The sequence below is a fragment of the Kitasatospora sp. NPDC056800 genome, assembly GCF_042789775.1.
Taxonomy (GTDB): domain Bacteria; phylum Actinomycetota; class Actinomycetes; order Streptomycetales; family Streptomycetaceae; genus Kitasatospora.
The window spans coordinates 1-19772 of sequence record NZ_JBHUAL010000179.1; the positions used below are offsets into that span (position 1 = coordinate 1).

Annotated in this window: 18 protein-coding genes and 1 riboswitch; of the genes, 10 read left to right on the top strand and 8 right to left on the bottom strand. The window is 73.8% G+C overall.

The window, feature by feature from the left end; translation table 11 throughout:
* Positions 1–215: 215 nt before the first annotated feature.
* Positions 216–974, top strand: coding sequence for an SDR family NAD(P)-dependent oxidoreductase (locus tag ACFRQN_RS30820; RefSeq protein WP_380743520.1), 759 nt, complete (start codon positions 216–218; stop codon positions 972–974).
* 84 nt (positions 975–1058) lie between these two features.
* Here the strand turns inward: ACFRQN_RS30820 and ACFRQN_RS30825 are convergent, their stop codons facing one another.
* Together ACFRQN_RS30825 and ACFRQN_RS30830 are read right to left on the bottom strand one after the other, a co-directional pair.
* Positions 1059–4742 carry a SpoIIE family protein phosphatase gene (locus ACFRQN_RS30825; protein ID WP_380743522.1) on the bottom strand — a complete coding sequence of 1228 codons (3684 nt, stop codon included), beginning with the start codon at positions 4740–4742 and terminating at the stop codon, positions 1059–1061.
* A 1603-nt stretch (positions 4743–6345) separates the two neighbouring features.
* On the bottom strand, positions 6346–7800 hold the full coding sequence (locus ACFRQN_RS30830) for an MFS transporter (protein ID WP_380743523.1): 1455 nt from the start codon (positions 7798–7800) through the stop codon (positions 6346–6348).
* A gap of 122 nt (positions 7801–7922) precedes the next feature.
* Between ACFRQN_RS30830 and ACFRQN_RS30835 the strand changes: the two genes are divergently transcribed.
* Positions 7923–8468 (top strand): winged helix-turn-helix transcriptional regulator, encoded by a 546-nt coding sequence (locus ACFRQN_RS30835; RefSeq protein WP_380743525.1) that lies wholly within the window; start codon positions 7923–7925, stop codon positions 8466–8468.
* 104 nt (positions 8469–8572) lie between these two features.
* On the opposite strand, the gene ACFRQN_RS30840 is transcribed toward ACFRQN_RS30835, so the two are convergent.
* The 5 genes from ACFRQN_RS30840 to ACFRQN_RS30860 all read right to left on the bottom strand — a co-directional run bounded on the left by ACFRQN_RS30840 (position 8573) and on the right by ACFRQN_RS30860 (position 12971).
* On the bottom strand, positions 8573–9763 hold the full coding sequence (locus ACFRQN_RS30840; protein WP_380743527.1) for an alpha/beta hydrolase family protein: 1191 nt from the start codon (positions 9761–9763) through the stop codon (positions 8573–8575).
* 159 nt (positions 9764–9922) lie between these two features.
* Positions 9923–10663, bottom strand: coding sequence for a hypothetical protein (locus ACFRQN_RS30845; protein ID WP_380743529.1), 741 nt, complete (start codon positions 10661–10663; stop codon positions 9923–9925).
* A 480-nt stretch (positions 10664–11143) separates the two neighbouring features.
* Positions 11144–12208 (bottom strand): serine hydrolase domain-containing protein, encoded by a 1065-nt coding sequence (locus ACFRQN_RS30850; protein WP_380743531.1) that lies wholly within the window; start codon positions 12206–12208, stop codon positions 11144–11146.
* Between the two features lie 155 nt (positions 12209–12363).
* Positions 12364–12777 (bottom strand): HIT family protein, encoded by a 414-nt coding sequence (locus ACFRQN_RS30855; protein ID WP_074005165.1) that lies wholly within the window; start codon positions 12775–12777, stop codon positions 12364–12366.
* Between the two features lie 62 nt (positions 12778–12839).
* A complete protein-coding gene (locus ACFRQN_RS30860) occupies positions 12840–12971 on the bottom strand; it encodes a hypothetical protein (protein WP_259316487.1) in 132 nt (43 codons plus the stop codon).
* On the opposite strand from ACFRQN_RS30860, the gene ACFRQN_RS30865 reads away from it, so the two are divergent.
* On the top strand, positions 12961–13149 hold the full coding sequence (locus ACFRQN_RS30865; protein WP_049651337.1) for a DUF1508 domain-containing protein: 189 nt from the start codon (positions 12961–12963) through the stop codon (positions 13147–13149). The two genes, ACFRQN_RS30860 and ACFRQN_RS30865, sit on opposite strands and share 11 nt — an antisense overlap.
* A 167-nt stretch (positions 13150–13316) precedes the next feature.
* On the opposite strand, the gene ACFRQN_RS30870 is transcribed toward ACFRQN_RS30865, so the two are convergent.
* Positions 13317–14021, bottom strand: coding sequence for an MSMEG_1061 family FMN-dependent PPOX-type flavoprotein (locus tag ACFRQN_RS30870; RefSeq protein ID WP_380743533.1), 705 nt, complete (start codon positions 14019–14021; stop codon positions 13317–13319).
* A 228-nt stretch (positions 14022–14249) separates the two neighbouring features.
* Here ACFRQN_RS30870 and ACFRQN_RS30875 point away from each other — a divergent pair, with 228 nt between their 5' ends.
* The 7 genes from ACFRQN_RS30875 to hisG all read left to right on the top strand — a co-directional run bounded on the left by ACFRQN_RS30875 (position 14250) and on the right by hisG (position 19610).
* Positions 14250–14564: an antibiotic biosynthesis monooxygenase family protein gene (locus ACFRQN_RS30875; RefSeq protein WP_380743535.1), complete on the top strand. Its 315-nt coding sequence runs from the start codon at positions 14250–14252 to the stop codon at positions 14562–14564.
* Positions 14565–14766: 202 nt separating this feature from the next.
* A riboswitch (FMN riboswitch) is annotated at positions 14767–14894 on the top strand.
* A 223-nt stretch (positions 14895–15117) separates the two neighbouring features.
* Positions 15118–15864, top strand: a complete 747-nt coding sequence (locus tag ACFRQN_RS30880; protein ID WP_380743537.1) for a riboflavin synthase — start codon at positions 15118–15120, stop codon at positions 15862–15864.
* Positions 15861–16508, top strand: a complete 648-nt coding sequence (locus tag ACFRQN_RS30885; RefSeq protein ID WP_049651339.1) for a nicotinamide mononucleotide transporter family protein — start codon at positions 15861–15863, stop codon at positions 16506–16508. Before ACFRQN_RS30880 ends, ACFRQN_RS30885 begins: the two co-directional genes overlap by 4 nt.
* 5 nt (positions 16509–16513) lie before the next feature.
* Positions 16514–17797, top strand: coding sequence for a bifunctional 3,4-dihydroxy-2-butanone-4-phosphate synthase/GTP cyclohydrolase II (locus ACFRQN_RS30890; protein ID WP_049651350.1), 1284 nt, complete (start codon positions 16514–16516; stop codon positions 17795–17797).
* Positions 17798–17845: 48 nt separating this feature from the next.
* Positions 17846–18319, top strand: coding sequence for a 6,7-dimethyl-8-ribityllumazine synthase (ribH, locus tag ACFRQN_RS30895; RefSeq protein ID WP_049651340.1), 474 nt, complete (start codon positions 17846–17848; stop codon positions 18317–18319).
* Positions 18320–18431: 112 nt separating this feature from the next.
* Complete coding sequence (locus tag ACFRQN_RS30900; protein WP_049651341.1) at positions 18432–18704, top strand: phosphoribosyl-ATP diphosphatase; 273 nt, start codon at positions 18432–18434, stop codon at positions 18702–18704.
* A 57-nt stretch (positions 18705–18761) separates the two neighbouring features.
* Positions 18762–19610 (top strand): ATP phosphoribosyltransferase, encoded by an 849-nt coding sequence (gene hisG, locus ACFRQN_RS30905; protein WP_049651342.1) that lies wholly within the window; start codon positions 18762–18764, stop codon positions 19608–19610.
* Positions 19611–19772 lie beyond the last annotated feature (162 nt).

A 19772-nucleotide genomic window follows, 5' to 3' on the forward strand; every position in this document is an offset into this window, starting at 1 on the left:
GCTACCTCGCCGGCCTCCACCTCCGCGCCTCGATGATCTGGGTCGACGACCTCCTGCGAGACGCCGACTGATCGCAACCTCACACAGGCCCTAGGGCCAACGTCCGAGCCGGTTCCCGTTCCGGTGGCCGATCCGCCGACCGGCCCGGCGGCGGGATGGTGTGCGGCATGAACGCAGGCACCAACGCAGACAACAACGCGGGCATGAGCGCAGGCATGACGAGCGCAGGCACCGGCAGGGCGGGCCGCGCAGCCGTACCGCGGAGCGCTCCCGTCGCCCTGGTCACCGGAGCCTCCCGCGGCCTCGGCCTGGCCCTCGCGCGCGCCCTCGCCGCCGACGGCTGGCAGCTGGTGATCACCGCCCGGGGAGCGGCCGAACTCGCCGCCGCCGCGGCCGAGCTGGCCGCCGTCACCAGGGTCGTCGCCCTGCCCGGCCCCGTCGTCGACGACGACCACCGCGCCCACCTGGCCGGGGCCGCGGAGGAGCTCGGCGGCGCGAGCCTGCTGGTCAACAACGCGGGAACGCTCAACGGCGCCCCCGGCCCCGGCGGGCAACCGCTGCCCCGGCTGGCCGACTTCCCGCTGCCGGGCCTGCTGGAGACCTTCGAGGTCAACACGTTCGCCCCGATCGCCCTCACCCAGCTCGTGCTGCCCCAGCTGCGCGCCCACGCCGGCGCCGTCCTCAACGTCAGTTCCGAGGCCGCCGTGGTGCCCTACCGCGGCTGGGGCGGTTACGGTGCCAGCAAGGCCGCGTTGGACCTCGCCGGCGACGTACTCGCCCGGGAGGAGCCGGAGTTGCGGGTCTGGTCGGTGGACCCGGGCAGCATGCGCACCCGGATGCTCCAGGAGGCCGGCCCCGGCGAGGACGTCTCCGGCGCGCCGCTGCCCGAGCGGGTGGCGCCGGCCCTGCTCGGCCTGCTTCGCGACCGCAGGCCCTCCGGCCGCTACCGCGCCGAGGACCTGGCCGGCCGCTGACGACACCCCCCCGATCTCGGTGTCCCGCCCCAACTCGCCGCCCGCGCACCGGCCGAGAGACGCGGTGCGACAGTCGCCGATCGTTCAGGCGGACGGTGTTGCCCCCGGGGGCAGCTCCAGCTCGAACCAGACCACCTTGCCGTCCTTGGTCCGGCGGCTGCCCCAGCGGTGCGCGAGCTCGTTGACCAGGTGGATGCCCCGGCCGCCCTCGTCCTCGCTGCGGGCGCGGCGGATCCGCGGCACCTCGGACTCCTGGTCGGCGACCTCGACGGTGAGCACCCGGTTGCAGTACAGCCGCAGTTGGGTGGGCGATCCGGCGTGCACCAGCGCGTTGGTGATCAGTTCGCTGGTGAGCAGCTCGGCCCAGTCGATGAGCGCGTCGAGCCCCCAGGAGGCCAGCGTCTCGCGGGTGAAGCGGCGCGAGTGGGCGACCATGGCGTGGTCGCCGGTGAGCCGCAGGGTGGCGATCCGGTCCGCGCCCTTCGGGCGGACCTGCGCCATGATGACGGCGATGTCGTCCTCGCCGGTGGTCTCGGTGAGCCGCTTCAGGACGGCGTCGCAGGTCTGTTCCAGCGAGCCGCGCCGGTCGGCGACCGTCCGGCACAGCAACTGCAGTCCCTCGTCGAGGTCCTGGCCCCGGCGCTCGACCAGCCCGTCCGTGTAGAGGGTCAGGATGCCCTCCTCGGGGAGGGTGAACTCGGCGCTCTCGAAGGCGACTCCGCCCACCCCCAGTGGGGCGCCGGTGGGCAGCTCGACCAGGTGCGCCCGCCCCTCGGTGTCGGCGACCACGGGCGGCAGGTGCCCGGCGCTGGCCGCGGTGCACTGGCGGTCCACCGGGTCGTAGACCACGCAGACGCAGGTGGCGAACTGGCCCTCGCCGATTCCCGCGGTCGCCTCGTCCAGCCGGTACAGCACCCGCTCGGGGTCCAGGTCCAGGGTGATCAACGTCCGTGCGGCCGTGCGGAGTTGACCCATGGTGGCGGCGGCCCGGATGCCGTGGCCCATCACGTCGCCGACGATCAGCGCGACCCGCCCGGAGGACAGCGGTACCACGTCGAACCAGTCGCCGCCGACCTCGCTGACCACGCTGCTCGGCAGGTAGCGGTAGGCGAGGTCCAGCCCGAGCGTGCGGTGCACCTCCTGTGGCAGCAGGCTGCGTTGGAGGGTGAGCGCGGTGTCCCGTTCGCGGCGGTAGAGCCGTCCGTTGTCGATCGCCAGCGCGGTGCGGGCGGCCAGCTCCTCGGCCAGCGAACGGTCCGCCGACCCGAACGGCACCGGGTTGCGGGAGCGGACGAACTCCGCGCCGCCCAGCACCTGTCCGCGCGCCACCAGCGGCACCATCAGGTACGAGTGCACCCCGGCGTCCAGGCTCGGCTGCACCCGGTCGGGCGAGGCGACGATCCGGCTCAGCTCCTCCTCGGTCACCTCGGAGACCAGGATCGAGCGCCCGGTGCGCAGGCTCTGCGCGTACAGCCCGGCCGACTGCGAGGTCTCGCCCACCTGGTCGGCCGCCCCGAGCATGCCGCCGTCCGGGCCGGTGTCGCCGACCGCCACCGCCCGCATCAGCACCGGGCCCTCCGCCGGGACCGCCCCGGGCTCCTCGCCGCTGAGCACCGCCTCGCGCAGGTCCACGGTCACGAAGTCGGCGAAGCGCGGGATCACCACCTCCACCAACTCCCGGGCGGTGCGGTGCAGATCGAGCGTGGTGCCGATCCGGTTGCTGGCCTCGTTCAGCAGCGACAGCCGCTGCTGGGCGGCCCACGCCTCGTCCAGCGCCCGCTGCCGGGCGGCGGCCGCGTCGCGCTCGCGGGTGAACAGCAGCGCGTTGTCGATCGAGACGGCCGCCCGCACCGCCAACTCCCCGGCCAGCGCCACGTCGTCGTCATCGTACGGGCGCTCGACCCGGGTGCGGTAGAAGCCCGCCACGCCGACCGGGGTGCCGCGCGCGATCAGCGGGACCACCATGAACGACAGCACGTTCTGCTCCCGTACGGCGGCCTGCCGCACCGGGTCGTCCGCGAACCAGGCCATGCCCTCCTCGTCCATCCTGGGCACCAGCACCGGCTTGCGGTGCGCCAGGCACCAGGCGTACGGCGAACCGGGCACGAAACGGTGCAGGTTGCCGGTGCGGGCGATCGGCGCCAGCGTCGAGCCGGGCACCGAGTGGAAGGCCATCCGCCGCAGCAGCGCCGAACCGTCCACCGGGGCGGTCGCCTCGCGCTCGCCGCGGACCAGCTCCTCCAGCACCTCCACCACCACCGTGTCGGCCAGCCTCGGTGCCGCCACCTCGGCCAACTCCTGCGCGGTCTGGGCGAGATCGAGCGTGGTGCCGATCCGGGCGGAGGCCACGTTGACCAGCGCCAGACGCTCCTGCGCGGCCCTCGCCTCGCGCAGCGCCTGCTGCCGGGCCAGCACGGTCTGGTGCTGGCGCAGGTACAGCCGGGCGTTGTCGATCGCGACGGCCGCGCGCGAGGACAGCTCGTCGCCGAGCGTGATGTCGGCCGCCGCGAAGGACTCCCGCGCGCCGCGCCGCGAGTACACCACCATGCCGAGCGTCGTACCGCGCGCCACCAGCGGGGTGATCCGCACCGAGCGCGGGCGGTCGCCCAGGTAGGCCTGGCGGCGGCTCTCGTGGACGGGCTCGCTCAGCATCGGCAGCTCCCAGGAGGGCACCACCACCGTGCGCCCGCCGGCCAGCGCCCGGGCGTACGGGGAGTCCGGCCGCAGCTCGTACACCGCGTCCACCGGCAGCGAATCGGCCGGGTAGACGGCGTCGGCGGAGGCGATCGCCAGGCGGCGCACCAGCAGCGGGACGTCCGGCGCGGGCGGCTCCACGTTCCGGCCGGCCACCAGCTCCTCCAGCCCGAACACCGCGCTGATGTCGGCGACCCTCGGCACCATCGCGTCGACCAGCTCCCGGGCGGTCTGCCGCAGGTCCAGCGTGGTGCCGATCGAGGCGGTCGCGTCGACCAGCAGGGACAGCCGCTCCTGGGCGCGGGCCGCCTGGGCGTCGGCGTGGAACCGCTCGGTGATGTCGATGACCGTGGCGCACACGCCGAGCACCCGGCCACCGCGGTCCCTCAACCGGAAGTACGAGGCCGACCAGGCGTGGTCGTGGCTCGGGTCGCCCGGGGTACGGCCGTGCGCCAGGTCGTCCACCACCGGCTCGCCGCTCTCCAGTACCCGGCGCATCACCGCCTCGGACTCGGGGGCGTTGATCCCCGGCAGCACCTCGGTGAGCCGACGGCCCAGCGGCTCCTCGACGCCCAGGCCGTTCGCGTCCGCCAGCGCCGCGTTCAACCGGACGAAGCGCAGGCCGGTGTCGAACACCGCCATGCCGACCGGGGACTGCGTGAAGAACCCGTCGAGGAGCGCCAGATCGGCCTGGAGCCGGCGCAGCGTCGTCACCTCGGAGGCCACCGCCAGCACCATCGGGGCGCCGCCCGGGCCGCGGATCGGATACGTACGGAACTCCAGGTTCACCAGGTGCCCGTCCCGGTGCCGCACCGGGAACACCCCGGACCACGACCGGCCCGCCAGGATCTGCCGGAACAGCTGGAGCACCTCCGGCCGGTGCTCCTCGGAGGTCAGCAGCGTCGCCGCCCGCGCCCCCACCGCCTCCTGCGCAGGGTGCCCGAGCAACGCCTCCGCGTCACCGCTCCAGTGCAGGATCCGCCCGTCGGCGTCGATCAGCGCCGTGGCGATCGGCACCATCAGCAGGGCGTCCTGCCGAGGCTGCCCCGCGCGCTGCGCGTATTCGTCCACCATGGCCAGAGAACCGTCCCAGAAACCGTCCGGAGATCGTTCCCACCAGCCCTGCCATCTTCGCACGCACCCCCACCCACCGCAGCCGCCCCAGCCCCCACACCCCGCCCTCAAGCGCTGCCCACGGAGGCAGGGCCTCCACCACCACCCGACCCGGCAGCTCCCGCACGAGAAGTCGATCCAGCCGACTCCCTGTGCGCCCTACCCGAGCACGGTTCCTGTCGCTGCGGCCTCCACCACGCCCCGAGCTGGTGCCCGCGCGAGAAGTCGGCCTGGCCGACTTCCCATGTCCTGCTCCAGTGACCCTGCTCGCCAGGCAGCGTATTGCCAGGGCTTGCTTCGCTTGTGCCGCGCTATCTGTTGGCCTCGGAGCGACTGTCCCGAGCCCCTCACCCCGGTTGTGCGCAGGAAGTCGACCGGGCCGACTTCCTGCACCCCATTCCCAGGTGTTGTCCATGGCGGTGTGGCCTTCACTGCCGCGACGGATCGGTGGGTTGCGCGCGGGAGTCGATCCAGCCGACTTTCTGGGCCTCCCGCCCGAGCGTGGTTCCTGTCGCTGCGGCCTCGACCCGGCTCCCAACCGGTGTCCGCGCGAGAAGTCGATCCAGTCGACTTCTCGCGTCCGACCCAAGTGCGGTTCCTGTCGGTGAGGCCTCCACCATGCCTTCCGAGAGGTGTCCGAACAGGAAGTCGGCCGAGCCGACTTCCTACGTCCTGTTCCGGTGATGCTGCTCGCTAGGGAGCCTCTTGCCAAGGGCTCGCTTTGCCTGTGTCGAGCCGCAGCGGCGCGAGTAGCCGCCGGTGCCATCCGTCGGCCTCGGAGCGACTACCCGGGAGCCGCTGACCTCGGTCGTGCGCAGGAAGTCGACCGGGCCGACTTCCCAGGTGTTGTCCATGGCGGTGCGGCCCCCACTGCCGCGACGAACCGGCGAGTAGCGCGCGGGAGGTCGATCCAGCCGACTCTCCGTGCTTCCTGCCCGAGCGCGGTTCCTGTTGTTCCGGCCTCCGCCAGGGCCCCGAACCGGTGTGTGCGCGAGAAGTCGGCCCAGTCGACTTCTTGCGCCTCGCCCAGTGACGCTATTCAGTACGGGGCGTTTGGTCGGGGGCCCGCTTCGCCGGTGTCCGGCTTTGCGCTCCAGGCGGGCGAGCCCCGGTTGATGTCGGTGGAGCCGGGGAGGGTCCTTCCGCCTGGGTGTGCGTGGGAAGTCGATTGAGCCGACTTCTCGTGCGCTTGGAGGGTGGGATTTCCGTGTGTGGGCTCCCGATCTGCTCGCGAATTGTCCGTTGGCCTCGGCGCGGTCGTCCGGAGGCCTTCCGCGTAGGCCTTGGGGTGGTGGTTCGGGCGGACCGGTTGCGCGGTGCTGGCGCCTGGATCGGCGCCGGCGGCTCCGGGGTTCGCTGCTTCAGGCCACGTGTTGCGGCAAATGGCATCGGCAGCGGCTCAATTTGGGTTCTGGGTCACGGAAAGTCGTCCAGAACCTCAACCGTTGGCCGACAAAACCGGTGCCTGTGTTGCCACAGGTGGGGAGGCGTTTCAGCTGCCGCGGCGGAAGTCGGATGGGCCGACTTCTGGTGTCTCGCGGGGGTGGGAGGGGGGTCTGGTGGCTCACGGGACGGGGGTGGGGTGGGTGGTGCGGGATTCGGTGGTGTGGGCGGCGAGGGCGAGGAGGGCGCCGAGGAGGCAGAGGGCGGCGGCGGTGAGGGTGGCCCGGTCGGTGCCTGCGGCGAGGGTGTGGGCGGTGGGGTGGGGGGAGCCGGCGACGGTGACGGTGAGGGCCACGCCGAGGGCCGAACCCAGGTAGCGGGAGGTGTTGTTGGCGCCGGAGCCCATGGCGGCCCGGTGTGCGGGGACGCTGCTGACCGCGAGCCGGGCGAGCGCCGCGTTGAGGATGCCGCTGCCGATGCCCGCGACGGCGAGTCCCGGGGCCAGTCGCAGCCAGGACGAGCCGGGGGTGAGCCCGTACAGCGCGGCCTCGCCGGTGCCGCAGACGAGCAGGCCGAGGGCGACCTGGGCGGTGGCGGGCAGGCGGGTGGCCAGGTGGCGGGCCTGGAGCGCGGAGACCACCGAGAGGCCCGACCACAGGGCCAGCACGCCGGCCGCGGCCGGGCCGGACAGGCCGAGCACGCCCTGGAGCAGGGTGGGCAGGTAGCTCATGAAGCCGACCAGGGCCAGCCCGGTGAACAGCGCCCCGCCGGTGGCCGCGATGAAGCCGGGGCTGCGGAACAGGGCGAGGTCCAGCATCGGCTCCCGGACCTTCGCCTCGACCACGGCGAACGCCGCCAGCAGCAGCACCCCGCCCGCCAGCAGTGCCACCACGGCGGGCTGTCCCCAGCCGTCGCGGCCTTCGGCCAGTCCGGCGATCAGGCAGGAGGTGCCGGCGGCCAGGGTGAGCACCCCGTACGGGTCGAGGGCACGCGGGCGTTCGGCCCGTGACTCGGTGAGGACCCCGGCGGCGCAGCCGGCCACCACGGCTGCGGCCGCCGCGATCCCGCCGCTGACCGCGCGCCATCCGGCCCACTGCTGGACCAGGGCGCCGTACACCGGCCCGATCGCGATGCCCAGCCCGACCGCCGCGCCCCAGACGCCGAGCGCCCGGATCCGGCCGGGCCCGGGCGGGTGGGCGTGGCTGATCAGGCCGAGCGCGGGGGCCAGGACGGCGGCCGAGGCGGCGCCGAGGAGTACCCGGGAGGCCAGGTAGACGGCGCCGCCGGGGGCGAGGGCGGCCAGCGCCTCGGCGGCGGCGAACAGCAGCACGCCGAAGGTGAAGACCCGCTTGCGGCCGTGGTCGTCGGCGGCGCTCCCGGCGGTGAGCAGCAGCGCCGAGATGCCGACCAGGGTGCCGGTGAGGATCCAGGTGCGGCCGGAGGCGCCCAGGTGGGCGGCCTGGGCGGTGGCGGCGAGCGAGGCGGTGGGGGCGGTGTACGCGACGGTGGTCAGGGCGGTCGCCGCCGCGGTGGTCGCCAGCGTGGCCCCGGGCCGGACGCGCGGACCCGGGGCGGCGGGGGTGGTGGGGGTGGCGGGGGAGGAGGCGGGTGAGGAGCCAGGTGGTGCGGGGGGCATGGGTGTTCCCTCCGAGGGCCGGACCTTTATGGTCTGGTGAATGAACCTTCGTCTCGAATGGCACGCTACCACCGCTGGTCTGTTCATTGAACCCACCGGAGGGGTGGACTAGGCTGACGCCCATGGCCCTGGGAACCGACTACGAACTGCAGGAGTGCGCGCTGGCCCGCGCCCTGGAGGTGGTCGGCGAGCGCTGGAGCCTGCTGATCGTGCGCGACGCGTTCTACGGCGTGCAGCGCTTCAACGACTTCCTCGCCCACCTCGGCATCCCGCGCGCCGTCCTCACCTCGCGCCTCAACGCCCTGGTCGCGGCCGGGGTGCTGTGCAAGGAGCCGTACCAGCAGGCGCCGCTGCGCCATGGCTACCTGCTCACTAGCATTGGCCTCGAACTCTGGGGCCCGCTCTACCAGTTGAGTCGCTGGGGCGGCCGGCATGCCACCGAGGGGGGCCCGTACCACCTCTTCGCGCACGCCGTCTGCGGCACCGACCTCGACCTCGTCGGCGTCTGCCCGGCCTGCGGCGGCGGGCCCGTCCCGCCGACCGCGGTCGTCATGCGCCCCAACCCCGCCCGGGCCGGCGGCCACCGCGAGGACCCGGTCTCCCGCGCCCTGGTCCGCCCCCACCCGCTGCTCGAACCGATCGCCTCGGCGGCGGTGCTGCCCGACTGACCGTCGGCAGAGCGCCCGTACGCCGACGGGGCCGCCGGCGCGCTGCCGACGGCCCCGCCCCGGGAACCGCTGTCACTCGGAAATCGCTGCCCCGGGGACGGCCGTCAGGGGGTGAACCGCACCTCCGGGTTGGCGGCGCTCGGCCCGTCGAGCAGCGGCTGGGGGACGCCCTTCAGCTGGAGGTCGAAGAACGCCCCGACGTACTGCCTGGTGAGGGCGACGGCCCGCTGGCTGCCGATGGTGGTGTCCGGGCCCTTGGGGAGGCCGAGCCCGTCGAAGAAGAGCGGGAAGTCGGTGAAGCTGCCGTGGTCGGTGCCGTCGACGGTCAGCCAGCGCTTCCAGCCGTCCAGCCGGGGCCAGCTCCTGAGCCAGCTCTCGTCCTCGCCGCCGCCGGGCAGCGGGTGGCCGATCATCAGGTACGGCTTGCCCTTGATGCCGGACTCGGGCACCAGGTAGTCCATGGTGCCGTCCAGGTCGACCCCGGCCCGGATCCGGTCGTCGGTGAGCAGGGCCGGGACGGTGGCGGCGCCACCGGCGGAGTGTCCGGCCATGGCGATCCGGTCGCGATCGATCAGCCGGGCGTAGCGCCAGGCCGGGTGCGGGCGGTCGGTCAACTGGTCGATGACGAAGGAGACGTCCTTCGCCCGGCTCGCGTCCAGGGCCTCCCAGGCCTCCTGGGTCCTCAGCGTCCCGCACACCTCGCAGGGGAGCGTCCGACCGTCGGGGAAGGTGGTCCCGGTGTTCTCGTAGGTGTGGTCGACCAGCGCGACGACGTAGCCGCGGCTGGTCAGGTCCTCGGCGAGGCTGCTGAGCGTGGCGCGCGGCATGGTGAAGCCGGGCGACAGGACCACCAGCGGGTAGTGGCCGCCCTGGGGGCGGGCCCCGGACTCCGCCCACGTCCGGGTGCCGGACACCGCCTCGGTCGGGATGGTGTTGCCCGGCAGCTTCCCGTCCAGCAGCGCGCGGGCGGCGGCGGGCGTCATGTACGGGGCGGGGGTGCCCGTCCCGGCGTGCGCGGGGTAGTACATCGAGACCATCAGCTGGCGCGGACCGGCGGCGGGCACCCACGGGTCCGGACGGTTCTGGTCCACGAGGTGCAGGACCTCCTGCCCGACCGCGTACGGCCCGGTCGGGCGGGGGAGTTCGACCTGGGCGGCGGCCCGGGTGGTCGGGTTCGCGGGAGCGGTGGCGGAGCTGGCGGGCGCGGCCGCCAGGGCCGGCGCGGCGGCGGCGACGGACAGCGGCAGCGCGAGCAGCAGGGCCGCAGCGGCGGCGGTCGTACGGAGTCGGCTCATGTCAGCGACCGTAGGCCGCCCGCCACGGAACTGACGTCCACTCAGCGGCGTACTGATCCCTTCCGGAAGGCACTGTGGCGCCCCCTAGGGGGCGGGCCCGGGCGAACCTGCGCGAACATGCGGGAACCTGCACCGGGGCTGCTCGGCCCGGGCGGGCCGTCAGCCGGTGGAGGCCGTCCGGAGGTCCTCCAGGAAGCCTGCGGCCGCACGGGCGTTGGGCACCGGGAAGGTGAGCGGGAGACCGGCCGAGTGCGTCCGGACCTCCAGCTCGCCGAGGGCTGAGGCCCGGGCCGAGTGCACCTCCGGCCACCGGTAGGCCTCCGTCGCGGCGAGCGGGTGCGGCGGCCGGTGCACCAGCCCGCCGGCCGTCACCGTCAGTCGCCCCCGGACGAAGCGGACGCTTCCTTCCGTGCGCAGCGTCTCGTGCAGGGCGGCCCGGAGCCCGGGGGAGAGGCGCTCCTCCAGCTCCCGGAACAGCCTGCCCAGCCCGCCCAGGTGCGCCAGCACCAGCGGCTCGTCCGCGCCCGCCGGCCATATTCGCCCGTGCTCGTACTCCCCGTGCGGCCCTCCCGGGGAGTACTCGGTGGCCTCCATCGCGCGCCAGGGCAGCGGCTCCTCGCCGCCGCCGGCCGAGACCAGCACCAGCCCACCCTCGTGGACCCGTACGGAGCGCAGCCCGGGTGTGGGCCGCAGCCGCTCGTACCCGCTCACCGCCACCACCGCGGCGGCGGCCAGTACGGGCGCGGGCCACCACTCGCCGAGCGCCAGACAGACCACCACGGAGACGGCCACCCCGCAGGAGTGCAGCCACACCCGCGCCGGCCAGGACAGCGGCCGGAACCGTCTGTGCACCCGCAGCACCGGGCCCAGTCGACCGGCAGCGCCGGCCGAACCAGCCATGCCGGCCGCACCGGCAGAAGCGGCCAGGTCGGCAGAACCGGTCGCACCCGCCGACCGCACCCGCGTCGGCGACCACGTCACCGCCACGTCGGCCCCCTTTCACTCGGCTCAGTCGGAGGGCTCCCCCAACGGAACCGCGACTTCCAGAACCCCAGCATCGACCGCGCGCCGCCCCCGGCGACAGAGCCAATCAGCACCTTTTGGCCTGGTTCGGCCCCGCCATCATCGCGCCCCGGCCGCAGCCGCCCGCCACGGGGGTGGGGACGAACGGCCCAGGTGCCCCTGGGCGGGGCCGCAACGCCCGCCCGGGCGGCCCGCACCACCGTCATACCGAGCTCCCTCCGCTCCGCGGCAACCCCTCAGGAGGGCCGCAACCATCGGATGCCCAGGATCGACTCCTCACCGCGCCCGCCGACAGTGCCGATCGGCACATTCCGATCGAAATCCCCCCCGTCACCGCCGGAACCCCCGTCACCGCCCTCACCCCGTCGTCGCGAACCCGATCTGCAGCCCGCGCAGCAGCGCCGTGCCCGCCGGATCGACCGACCGGCGGGTGTTGGCCAGCACCACGGCGCCGACCCGCTTCTCCGGGTCGAAGGCCACGAACGAACGGAACCCGCCGGTGCCCCCGTTGTGCCAGATCTGGAGGTGCCCGCCCTGCTGGGTGTGCAGCCGGTGCCCGAGCCAGCCCAGGTGCGTCCAGGCGAAGGGGTTGACCCGGTGGCGGGTCTCCCGGGTGAGGGCGATCGCCGCCGACAGTGGCGCCTCCGGCTCGCGCTCGGCGGCGAGTTGGGCCCGCAGGAACACCACCAGGTCGGCGGCGGTCGACCGGAGCCCGCCCATGCCGGGCACGGCCCCGAAGCCCCAGTGCGGCACCGGCCGGCCGCCCGGCGTGTGCCCGTGCGCCAGCCGCGCGGACTGCTCCTCGTCCGACCGCACGCAGGTGTCCACCAGGCCCAGCGGTGCGCAGACCTCGCGCGCCACCAAGTCCTCGTACCCGACGCCGGACCGCTGCGCGAGGGCCAGGCCGAGCAGCCCCGCGCCGAGGTTGGAGTAGCGGAAGCCGCGCCCGGGCGCGGTCCGCAGCCGCGTCCGAGCGAGCCCGTCGAGCACCCGCTCGGTGGTGCAACCGGCGTACGGATCGGGCTTGTTGGGGGACAGCAGTGACTGCGCCAGCATGCCCCGGGGCAGCCGGGGGAGCCCAGAGGTGTGGGTGGCGAGGTGCCGCAGGGTGATCGGCTGCGGGCCCCTGGCCGGGACGACGGCCCGACCGCCCGAGGCCCCCGTGAGCACCTCGGCGAGCGGTTCGTCCAGCCGGACGGCTCCGTCGAGCGCCAGCCGTGCGAGCACGAGCGAGGTGAACACCTTGGTGACGGAGCCTATGTCGAACAGCGTGTGCGGCCCGGGTATCCCACCGCCCGGACCGGTCCGCCCGGCACCCCGGATCTCCACGTCGTCGCCGGCCAGCCCGGCGACCACCGCGCCGACGTGTCGGCCCGCGAGCCGGTCGGCCGTCTGCTGCACGAGACAGGCGAGTTCGTTCATGCTCGCGAGCCTAGGCGCCCCGTTCGGCCGGATCGTCCGCCCGGAAAACGATATCGACCCCGCCGATGCTCCTGCGGAGGTACGACCCCCGCCGACCCCCAACCGACCCCCGCGCGATCCCCACGGCAGGGCACGGAGCCGGAGCCCCGCCCCCGTCACTCCTCCAGCGCCTCCCGCAGCCGGGCCGCGACCTCCGCCGCCCCCGCCTCGTCCGGATATCGCCGCCGAGGCCAGAAGAACCCGCGCAGCCCGTCCTTCGGATTGCGCGGCACCACGTGGACGTGCAGGTGCGGCACCGACTGGCTGATCCGGTTGTTCGCCGCCACGAAACTGCCCGCCGCGCCCAGCCCGCGCTCGACGGCCCCCGCCACCCGCTGCACCCGCAGGAAGAACGGCCCGACCTCGGCGGCGGGCAGGTCGGCCAGCGTCGGGTGGTGGGCGCGCGGCACGACCAGGACGTGCCCGGGGAACAGCGGCCGGCGGTCCAGGAAGGCCACCGCCACCTCGTCGTCCAGCACCCGGTGGGCCGGCTCCTCGCCCGCCACCACCGCACAGAAGACGCAGTCCATCCGTCCATTCAAACCACCGGCCGGCCGCCCCGGCACCTCCGCAAACCCCGGTGGGCCCGGCATCACCCGTCCGGCCGCCGCCCGGGTGCGGCCTGGGCGGTGCCGGGCGCACGGTGGCGCCGGGGGCCGGACAGCGGGCGCATCGAGCGCTCCACGAGGAGGCCCCGCGAGGAGGTGGCCCCGATGTCGGGCAAGTTCGAGGTCTATCAGGACGCCGGTGGCAAGTACCGGTTCCGGCTCAAGGCGGGCAACGGCGAGATCGTCGCCACCGGCCAGGGCTACGCCAGCAAGGACGCGGCCCACAAGGGCGTCGAGGCGGTCCAGCGGGCCGCCGACGGCGCGCCCGTGGTGGACCTTCCCAAGGCGGCCTGAGCCCGGGGCAGCGGAGCCCCGAGACCGACCGGGCGCGCGGCCCGGCGCCCGACCCACCCGGGCCGGCCGCCGGGCACCTCGCCGAGCACCTCGCCGAGCACCCGCCAAACCGACCGCCGGCCACTCACGGCGAGACGGGGACCCCGAGCAGAGAAGTCCCCGCTACCTCACTCGTACCGGTACAGCAGCGCCTCCCGCTCGATTTGCTCGATCATCTCCACGGTCAGCGACTCGTCCCGCAGGTGCGAGAGCGTGACCTCCGCCGAGCTCGGCTGCGCGTCCTTGGCCAGCCAGTTCTCCGGCTTCCACGCCGAGGAGCGCAGGAAGGCCTTCGGGCAGTGCCCGTACACCTCCTCGACGGCGACCACGATGGCGCTGCGCGGCGGCTTGCCGACGGCGGTCAGCTGCCGCAGCAGCTCCGGGTCGGTCGAGACGCAGGCGCGCCCGTTGACCCGCAGGGTGGCGTCCCGGCCGGGGACGACGAAGAGCAGCCCGACCCGGCCGGACTCCAGGATGTTGTGCAGGGTGTCCAAGCGCTTGTTGCCGGTGGCGTCCGGAATGGCCAGGGTGTACTCGTCGAGCACCGAGACCAGCCCGGCCGGCCCGCCGCGCGGGGAGACGTCGCAGCGCCCGGCGGCGTCCGCGCTGGCCACGAAGACCAGCGGGGAGCAGGCGATCAGGCGCTGGGCGACCTCGTGCAGGTGGTCGACCTGCTTGCGGCGCGCCTGGTCGCCGGGCTGCTCGTAGATCTCGCGCAGCTGGGCGGGATCGCTGAGCGCGCCCGCGTGGAGGGCGTCGAACAGGCTGCCCGGCCGGTTCGGCGCGGTGGTTGCGGTGGTTGACGAAACGACAGATTCCGGTGTGGTCGTCATACCGGGAATGTAGCCGAGGCCGCTCGGCGCACCCCGTTCCCCGGGCCCTGGCAACCCTCCGTGAAATTCCGGCCCCACCCCTCCCCACCAGCGGTTTTCCGCTCATAATGGGGGCCAGGGACCACTGGCTCGGGGCTCGCCGGGCGGGGACCGCCGGGTCAGTGGTCAGCGCGCCCGGGCGAGGGATGCCCGGGCGCGGGACGCCAGCCGCAGCCGGAGGTGGTGGTCGTGATCGTCAGGATCTGGGCCGGGCAGGTCTCGGCCGGTCGCATCGAGGAGTTCTGCGCGCACCTGGCCGCCCAGGTGATCCCGCAGCTCGGGCGGACCGACGGCTGCCTCGGCGGCGAGCTGCTGCGCTCGGTGTCCGAGGACGGGCACCGGGTGCTGGTGCTGAGCCGCTGGCGCGACGAGGAGGCGCTGCGCGGGTACGCGGGGCCGATGTGGCGGATCCGGCCGGTCTGGTCGGAGGGCGAGCTGAGCTACCTCGCCCACCCGCCGGAGGTCACCCACTTCACGTCGATCACCGCCCCCGCGGCCCTCTGAGCCGCGGCCCTCCGAGCGCATGGCCCGCCGAACACGCGCACCCCCGCGCACATGGCCCTCCAACGTACGCTCGCCCCCCGGCGGAGCCGCGGTAGCACCCCGCCGCGCATTCCCCGCAAGCCCGTGAAACAGACCACAGCCGGAGGCCCTCCCTGCCCTTGCGCCGACCGTGGCACAATGACGGCATCAAGCAGTGACGTTCAGCGCACTCCGGGGTCGGTGAAAATCCGAACCGGCGGTTACAGTCCGCGACCCGTCCGCAGCCAGCGGCCGGTTGACCAGGTGAAATTCCTGGACCGACGGTTAAAGTCCGGATGGGAGGCGTGCGCGGGCGGACGAAGAGCAGTACCCGTGGGTCCACTGGCAGGAGACTGCCTCCCGGGCCCCGGTCAGGTGAACGACGGGAGCGGTGTCTCCCGTGCCGGGCGAGCGATCTCCCGGTGGCCTCGGCATCCCCGGCGACGGGTGTGTCCCGGGTCCGTGCGCCGGTGCCCGTCCGTGTCATCTCCCATGCCGCCCCGGAGTCCGCGCCCCAAGCGCGAGGAGAACCCGGGTGTTCACCGGCATCATCGAAGAGCTCGGCGAGGTCGTGTCGATCGAGGAGATCGGCGACTCCTCGCGGATCCGCCTGCGCGGCCCGGTGGTCTGTACGGGTGCCCGGCACGGCGACTCCATCGCGGTCAACGGCGTGTGCCTGACCGTCGTCGACAGCCCGGCGGAACTGGCCGCCGGCACCGGCGAGTTCAGCGCCGACGTGATGGCCGAGACGCTGCACCGCTCCAGCCTCGGCGAGCTGGCGCCCGGCTCGCGGGTCAATCTGGAGCGCGCCATGGCGCTCGGCGCCCGGCTGGGCGGCCACCTCGTCCAGGGCCATGTCGACGCCACCGGGCGGCTGTTGAGCCGCGAGCCGGGCGAGCGCGACGCGGCGGGCGAACTGCGCTGGGAGGTGCTGCGGTTCTCGCTGCCCGGCACGATCTCCCGCTACCTGGTGGAGAAGGGCTCGATCACGGTCGACGGCGTCAGCCTCACCGTGGTGGAGGCGGCCGCGGACAGCTTCACCGTCAGCCTCATCCCGACCACCCTCGCGCTGACCACGCTCGGCGCCAAGGCCGTAGGGGAGGGCGTCAACCTGGAGGTGGACGTGCTCGCGAAGTACGTCGAGCGCCTCCTGGAGTCCCGCACCCTGCCCGACTTCCCGAACCTGCCGAACCTTTCCAACCCGCCCCACCCGTCCGACCTTTCCAGCCCGTCCACCCCGTCCGGCCTGCCGGTCGACGGAACCCCGGGGGAGTCCGAGTGAGCTGGCTCAGCGGCGAGGCGTTCACCGTCCTCGGCGAACACGTCAAGTGGGCCGACATGTTCGGCAACATCCTCGGCCTCGGCGGGCTCGCGCTCGGCTGGCGCCGCTCGGTCTGGAGCTGGCCGGTCCAGCTGCTGTCCGGCGCGGTGCTGATCGCGGCCTACCTCGGCGGCCACGTCCCCGGCCTGATCGGCAAGCAGCTGATCGTGATCGTCACCGCCGCCTGGGGCTGGGCGCAGTGGCAGCGGGGCCGCCGCGAGGGCGGCACGATCGCCGTACGGTTCGCGAGTTGGCGCGAGCGGATCGCGCTGGCGGCGGGTACGGCGGCCGGCACGGTCGCGCTCGCCCTGCTCTTCACGTCCTACCCCAGCCTGTCCTGGAGCCCCTGGTCGGACGCCTACGTCTTCGTCGGCACGCTGGCCGCGATGGTCGCCCAGGCCCGCGGCTGGGTGGAGTTCTGGTTCGCCTGGATCGCGGTCGACGCGGTCGGCGTGCCGTTCGCCTTCAACAGCGGCTACACCTTCTCCGGCCTCACCTACTCCGTCTACTTCGTCCTGGTGCTGCTCGGCCTGCGGTCCTGGTGGCTGAGCACCCGTGAGCCGCGCGCCAAGTCCGCCACCGTCCCGCAGGGAGCCACGGTATGACCGAGATGACCGAGAACCAGTCCAGCAACGGGGCCACCGGGCCCGACTCCGACCCCGAGCTCGTCCTCGACCCGGTCGAGCGGGCGATCGCCGACATCGCGCTCGGCCGCGCCGTGGTCGTGGTCGACGACGAGGACCGCGAGAACGAGGGCGACATCGTCTTCGCCGCGTCCGCCGCGACCGCCGAGCTGATGGCCTTCACCGTCCGCTACAGCTCCGGCGTGATCTGCGCCCCGATGACCGGCGAGGAGCTGGACCGCCTCAAGCTCCCGCCGATGACCCAGGTCAACGAGGACCGCAAGGGCACCGCGTACACCGTCTCGGTGGACGCCCGGGAGGGGGTCGACACCGGCATCTCCGCCGCCGACCGCGCCCGCACCGTACGGCTGCTCTCCTCGCCCGGCACCGAGCCCGGCGACCTCACCCGCCCCGGGCACGTCTTCCCGCTGCGCGCCGTCGAGGGCGGCGTGCTGGTCCGCCCCGGCCACACCGAGGCCGCCGTCGACCTGGCCCGGCTCGCCGGGCTGCCGCCGGCCGGCGCGATCGCCGAGGTGGTCAACGACGACGGCACCATGGCCCGGCTGCCCGAGCTGGTCGCCTTCGCCCGCGAGCACGGCCTGGCGATCATCTCCATCGAGGACCTGATCGCCTACCGCCGCCGCACCGAGCTGCACGTCGACCGGGCCGCCGCCACCGGCCTGCCCACCGTGCACGGGGAGTTCACCGCCGTCGGCTACCGGGGGACCATCGACGGCGTCGAGCACCTCGCGCTGGTGGCCGGCGGCCTGGACGCGGAGGGGCGGCTGCCGGACGGCGAGGACGTCCTGGTGCGGGTCCACTCCGAGTGCCTGACCGGTGACGTCTTCGGCTCGCTGCGCTGCGACTGCGGCCCGCAGCTGGAGGCCTCGCTGCGGCGGGTCGCCGAGGCCGGGCGCGGCGTGGTGCTGTACCTGCGAGGCCACGAGGGGCGGGGGATCGGCCTGGCCCACAAGCTGCGCGCGTACGAGCTGCAGGAGCGGGGGCGGGACACCGTCGACGCCAACCTGGACCTCGGCCTGCCCGCCGACGCCCGCGACTACAGCATCGCGGCCCAGATGCTGGTGGACCTCGGCGTCCGCTCGCTCACCCTGCTCACCAACAACCCGCAGAAGCTGACCGCGCTCACCGAGCACGGGCTCAAGGTCAAGGGGCGCGAAGCGGTCGAGATCGCGCCCGGCGAGCACAACCTGCGCTACCTGCGCACCAAGCGCGACCGGATGGGCCACGACCTGCCCGGCCTCGGCTCCTGAAGCCGCACACCTCAGAACCAGCGACGACACCAGAGAACGGAAGAGAACATGAGCGGTCACGGAGCCCCCGAGCTGACCATCGACGGCGCCGCCGGCCTCAAGGTCGCCGTCGTCGCCGCCCAGTGGCACGACACGGTGATGAACGGCCTGCTGGACGGCGCCCACCGTGCGCTCAAGGAGCTGGGCGTCGCCGAGCCGACCGTGCTGCGGGTGCCCGGCACCTTCGAGCTGCCGGTCGCCGCCAAGCGCCTCGCCGAGCGCGGCTACGACGCCGTGGTCGCCCTCGGCGTGGTGATCCGCGGCGGGACCCCGCACTTCGACTACGTCTGCCAGGCGGCCACCAGCGGCCTCACCCAGGTCAGCGTGGACACCGGCGTCCCGGTCGGCTTCGGCGTGCTGACCTGCGACAACGAGGAGCAGGCGATCGACCGCGCCGGCCTGCCCGGCTCCGCCGAGGACAAGGGCCACGAGGCCGTCACCGCCGCCGTCGCCACCGTCGTGGCGCTGCGCGCCGCGCTCTGACACGGGGCCGCACCCGGTCCGTCCGGTCCCGGAGCGCGGACGTCCACCCGACTGTCCACGCTCCGGGACCGTTTACCGTCCGTCCGCCCGCACGCCGTAAGGTGGCCCCATCATGGCTTCGAAGACATTCGAGGAGCTCTACGCCGAGCTCCAGCAGAAGGCCGCCACCGGCGACCCCTCGTCCTCCCGTACCGCGCAGCTCGTCCAGCAGGGCGTCCATGCGATCGGCAAGAAGGTCGTCGAGGAGGCCGCCGAGGTCTGGATGGCCGCCGAGTTCCAGACGGACGAGCAGACGGCGGAGGAGATCTCGCAGCTCCTCTACCACCTCCAGGTGATGATGATCGCCCGCGGACTGACGCTCGACGACGTCTACAAGTACCTCTAGACACCCCCGCTCTCCCGAGCACCCCCATCCTCCGAACAGGTAAGGAAGCAACCTCCCATGCTGCGCATCGCCGTCCCCAACAAGGGTTCGCTCTCGGGTCCCGCGGCGGAGATGCTCCATGAGGCCGGCTACCGCCAGCGGAAGGACCCCAAGGAGCTCGTCCTCGTCGACCCGAACAACGAGGTGGAGTTCTTCTTCCTCCGCCCGCGCGACATCGCGGTGTACGTGGGCTCCGGCCGCCTCGACGTCGGCATCACCGGCCGCGACCTGCTGCTGGACTCGCACTCCAACGCCGAGGAGGTGCTCGCCCTCGGCTTCGCCGGGTCGACCTTCCGCTTCGCGCGCCCCGAGGGCGTGGACGTCGAGGACGTCAAGGGCCTGGAGGGCCTGCGGATCGCCACCTCGTACACCGGCCTGGTCGAGCAGCACCTGGCCGACCACGGCGTGAAGGCGACGGTCACCAAGCTGGACGGCGCGGTCGAGACCGCGGTGCAGCTGGGCGTCGCCGACGTGATCGCCGACGTGGTGGAGACCGGCACCAGCCTGCGCAACGCCGGCCTGGAGGTGTTCGGCGAGCCGATCCTGGTCTCCGACTCCGTGGTGATCCGGCCCAAGGGCGCGGGCGAGGACACCCGGGTGGAGCAGTTCCTGCGCCGCCTCCAGGGCGTGCTGGTGGCCCGCCGCTACGTGCTGATGGACTACGACATCCGCGCCGAGAAGGTCGGCGCGGCCGTCGCGCTCACCCCGGGCCTGGAGTCGCCGACCGTCTCGCCGCTGCACACCGAGGGCTGGGTCGCGGTGCGGTCGATGGTGCTCCGCAAGGAGGCCCAGCAGATCATGGACGACCTCTGGGGCATCGGCGCCCGGGCCATCCTGGTCACCAACATCCACGCCTGCCGCCTCTGACCCGCCCGCCCGAGCGCGGGTAAAGAACGGTTCAATGGGGCGGGGACGCCGGTCGGCGTCCCCCCCCCCCCCGGGTGGCGCCCCCCGAACCACCCCCCGAGAACCCCCCGGTGCACGCCCGCCCGCCCCGTCCAGTGGGATATAAAAAAATAAAGCAGCCCC

Bases quoted from the DNA above. Each gene is read 5' to 3' on its own strand.
- ACFRQN_RS30820 (WP_380743520.1), top strand. From the start codon at position 216: ATGACGAGCGCAGGCACCGGCAGGGCGGGCCGCGCAGCCGTACCGCGG.
- ACFRQN_RS30825 (WP_380743522.1), bottom strand. From the start codon at position 4,742: ATGGTGGACGAATACGCGCAGCGCGCGGGGCAGCCTCGGCAGGACGCC.
- ACFRQN_RS30830 (WP_380743523.1), bottom strand. From the start codon at position 7,800: ATGCCCCCCGCACCACCTGGCTCCTCACCCGCCTCCTCCCCCGCCACC.
- ACFRQN_RS30835 (WP_380743525.1), top strand. From the start codon at position 7,923: ATGGCCCTGGGAACCGACTACGAACTGCAGGAGTGCGCGCTGGCCCGC.
- ACFRQN_RS30840 (WP_380743527.1), bottom strand. From the start codon at position 9,763: ATGAGCCGACTCCGTACGACCGCCGCCGCTGCGGCCCTGCTGCTCGCG.
- ACFRQN_RS30845 (WP_380743529.1), bottom strand. From the start codon at position 10,663: ATGGCTGGTTCGGCCGGCGCTGCCGGTCGACTGGGCCCGGTGCTGCGG.
- ACFRQN_RS30850 (WP_380743531.1), bottom strand. From the start codon at position 12,208: ATGAACGAACTCGCCTGTCTCGTGCAGCAGACGGCCGACCGGCTCGCG.
- ACFRQN_RS30855 (WP_074005165.1), bottom strand. From the start codon at position 12,777: ATGGACTGCGTCTTCTGTGCGGTGGTGGCGGGCGAGGAGCCGGCCCAC.
- ACFRQN_RS30865 (WP_049651337.1), top strand. From the start codon at position 12,961: ATGTCGGGCAAGTTCGAGGTCTATCAGGACGCCGGTGGCAAGTACCGG.
- ACFRQN_RS30870 (WP_380743533.1), bottom strand. From the start codon at position 14,021: ATGACGACCACACCGGAATCTGTCGTTTCGTCAACCACCGCAACCACC.
- ACFRQN_RS30890 (WP_049651350.1), top strand. From the start codon at position 16,514: ATGACCGAGAACCAGTCCAGCAACGGGGCCACCGGGCCCGACTCCGAC.
- ribH (WP_049651340.1), top strand. From the start codon at position 17,846: ATGAGCGGTCACGGAGCCCCCGAGCTGACCATCGACGGCGCCGCCGGC.
- ACFRQN_RS30900 (WP_049651341.1), top strand. From the start codon at position 18,432: ATGGCTTCGAAGACATTCGAGGAGCTCTACGCCGAGCTCCAGCAGAAG.
- hisG (WP_049651342.1), top strand. From the start codon at position 18,762: ATGCTGCGCATCGCCGTCCCCAACAAGGGTTCGCTCTCGGGTCCCGCG.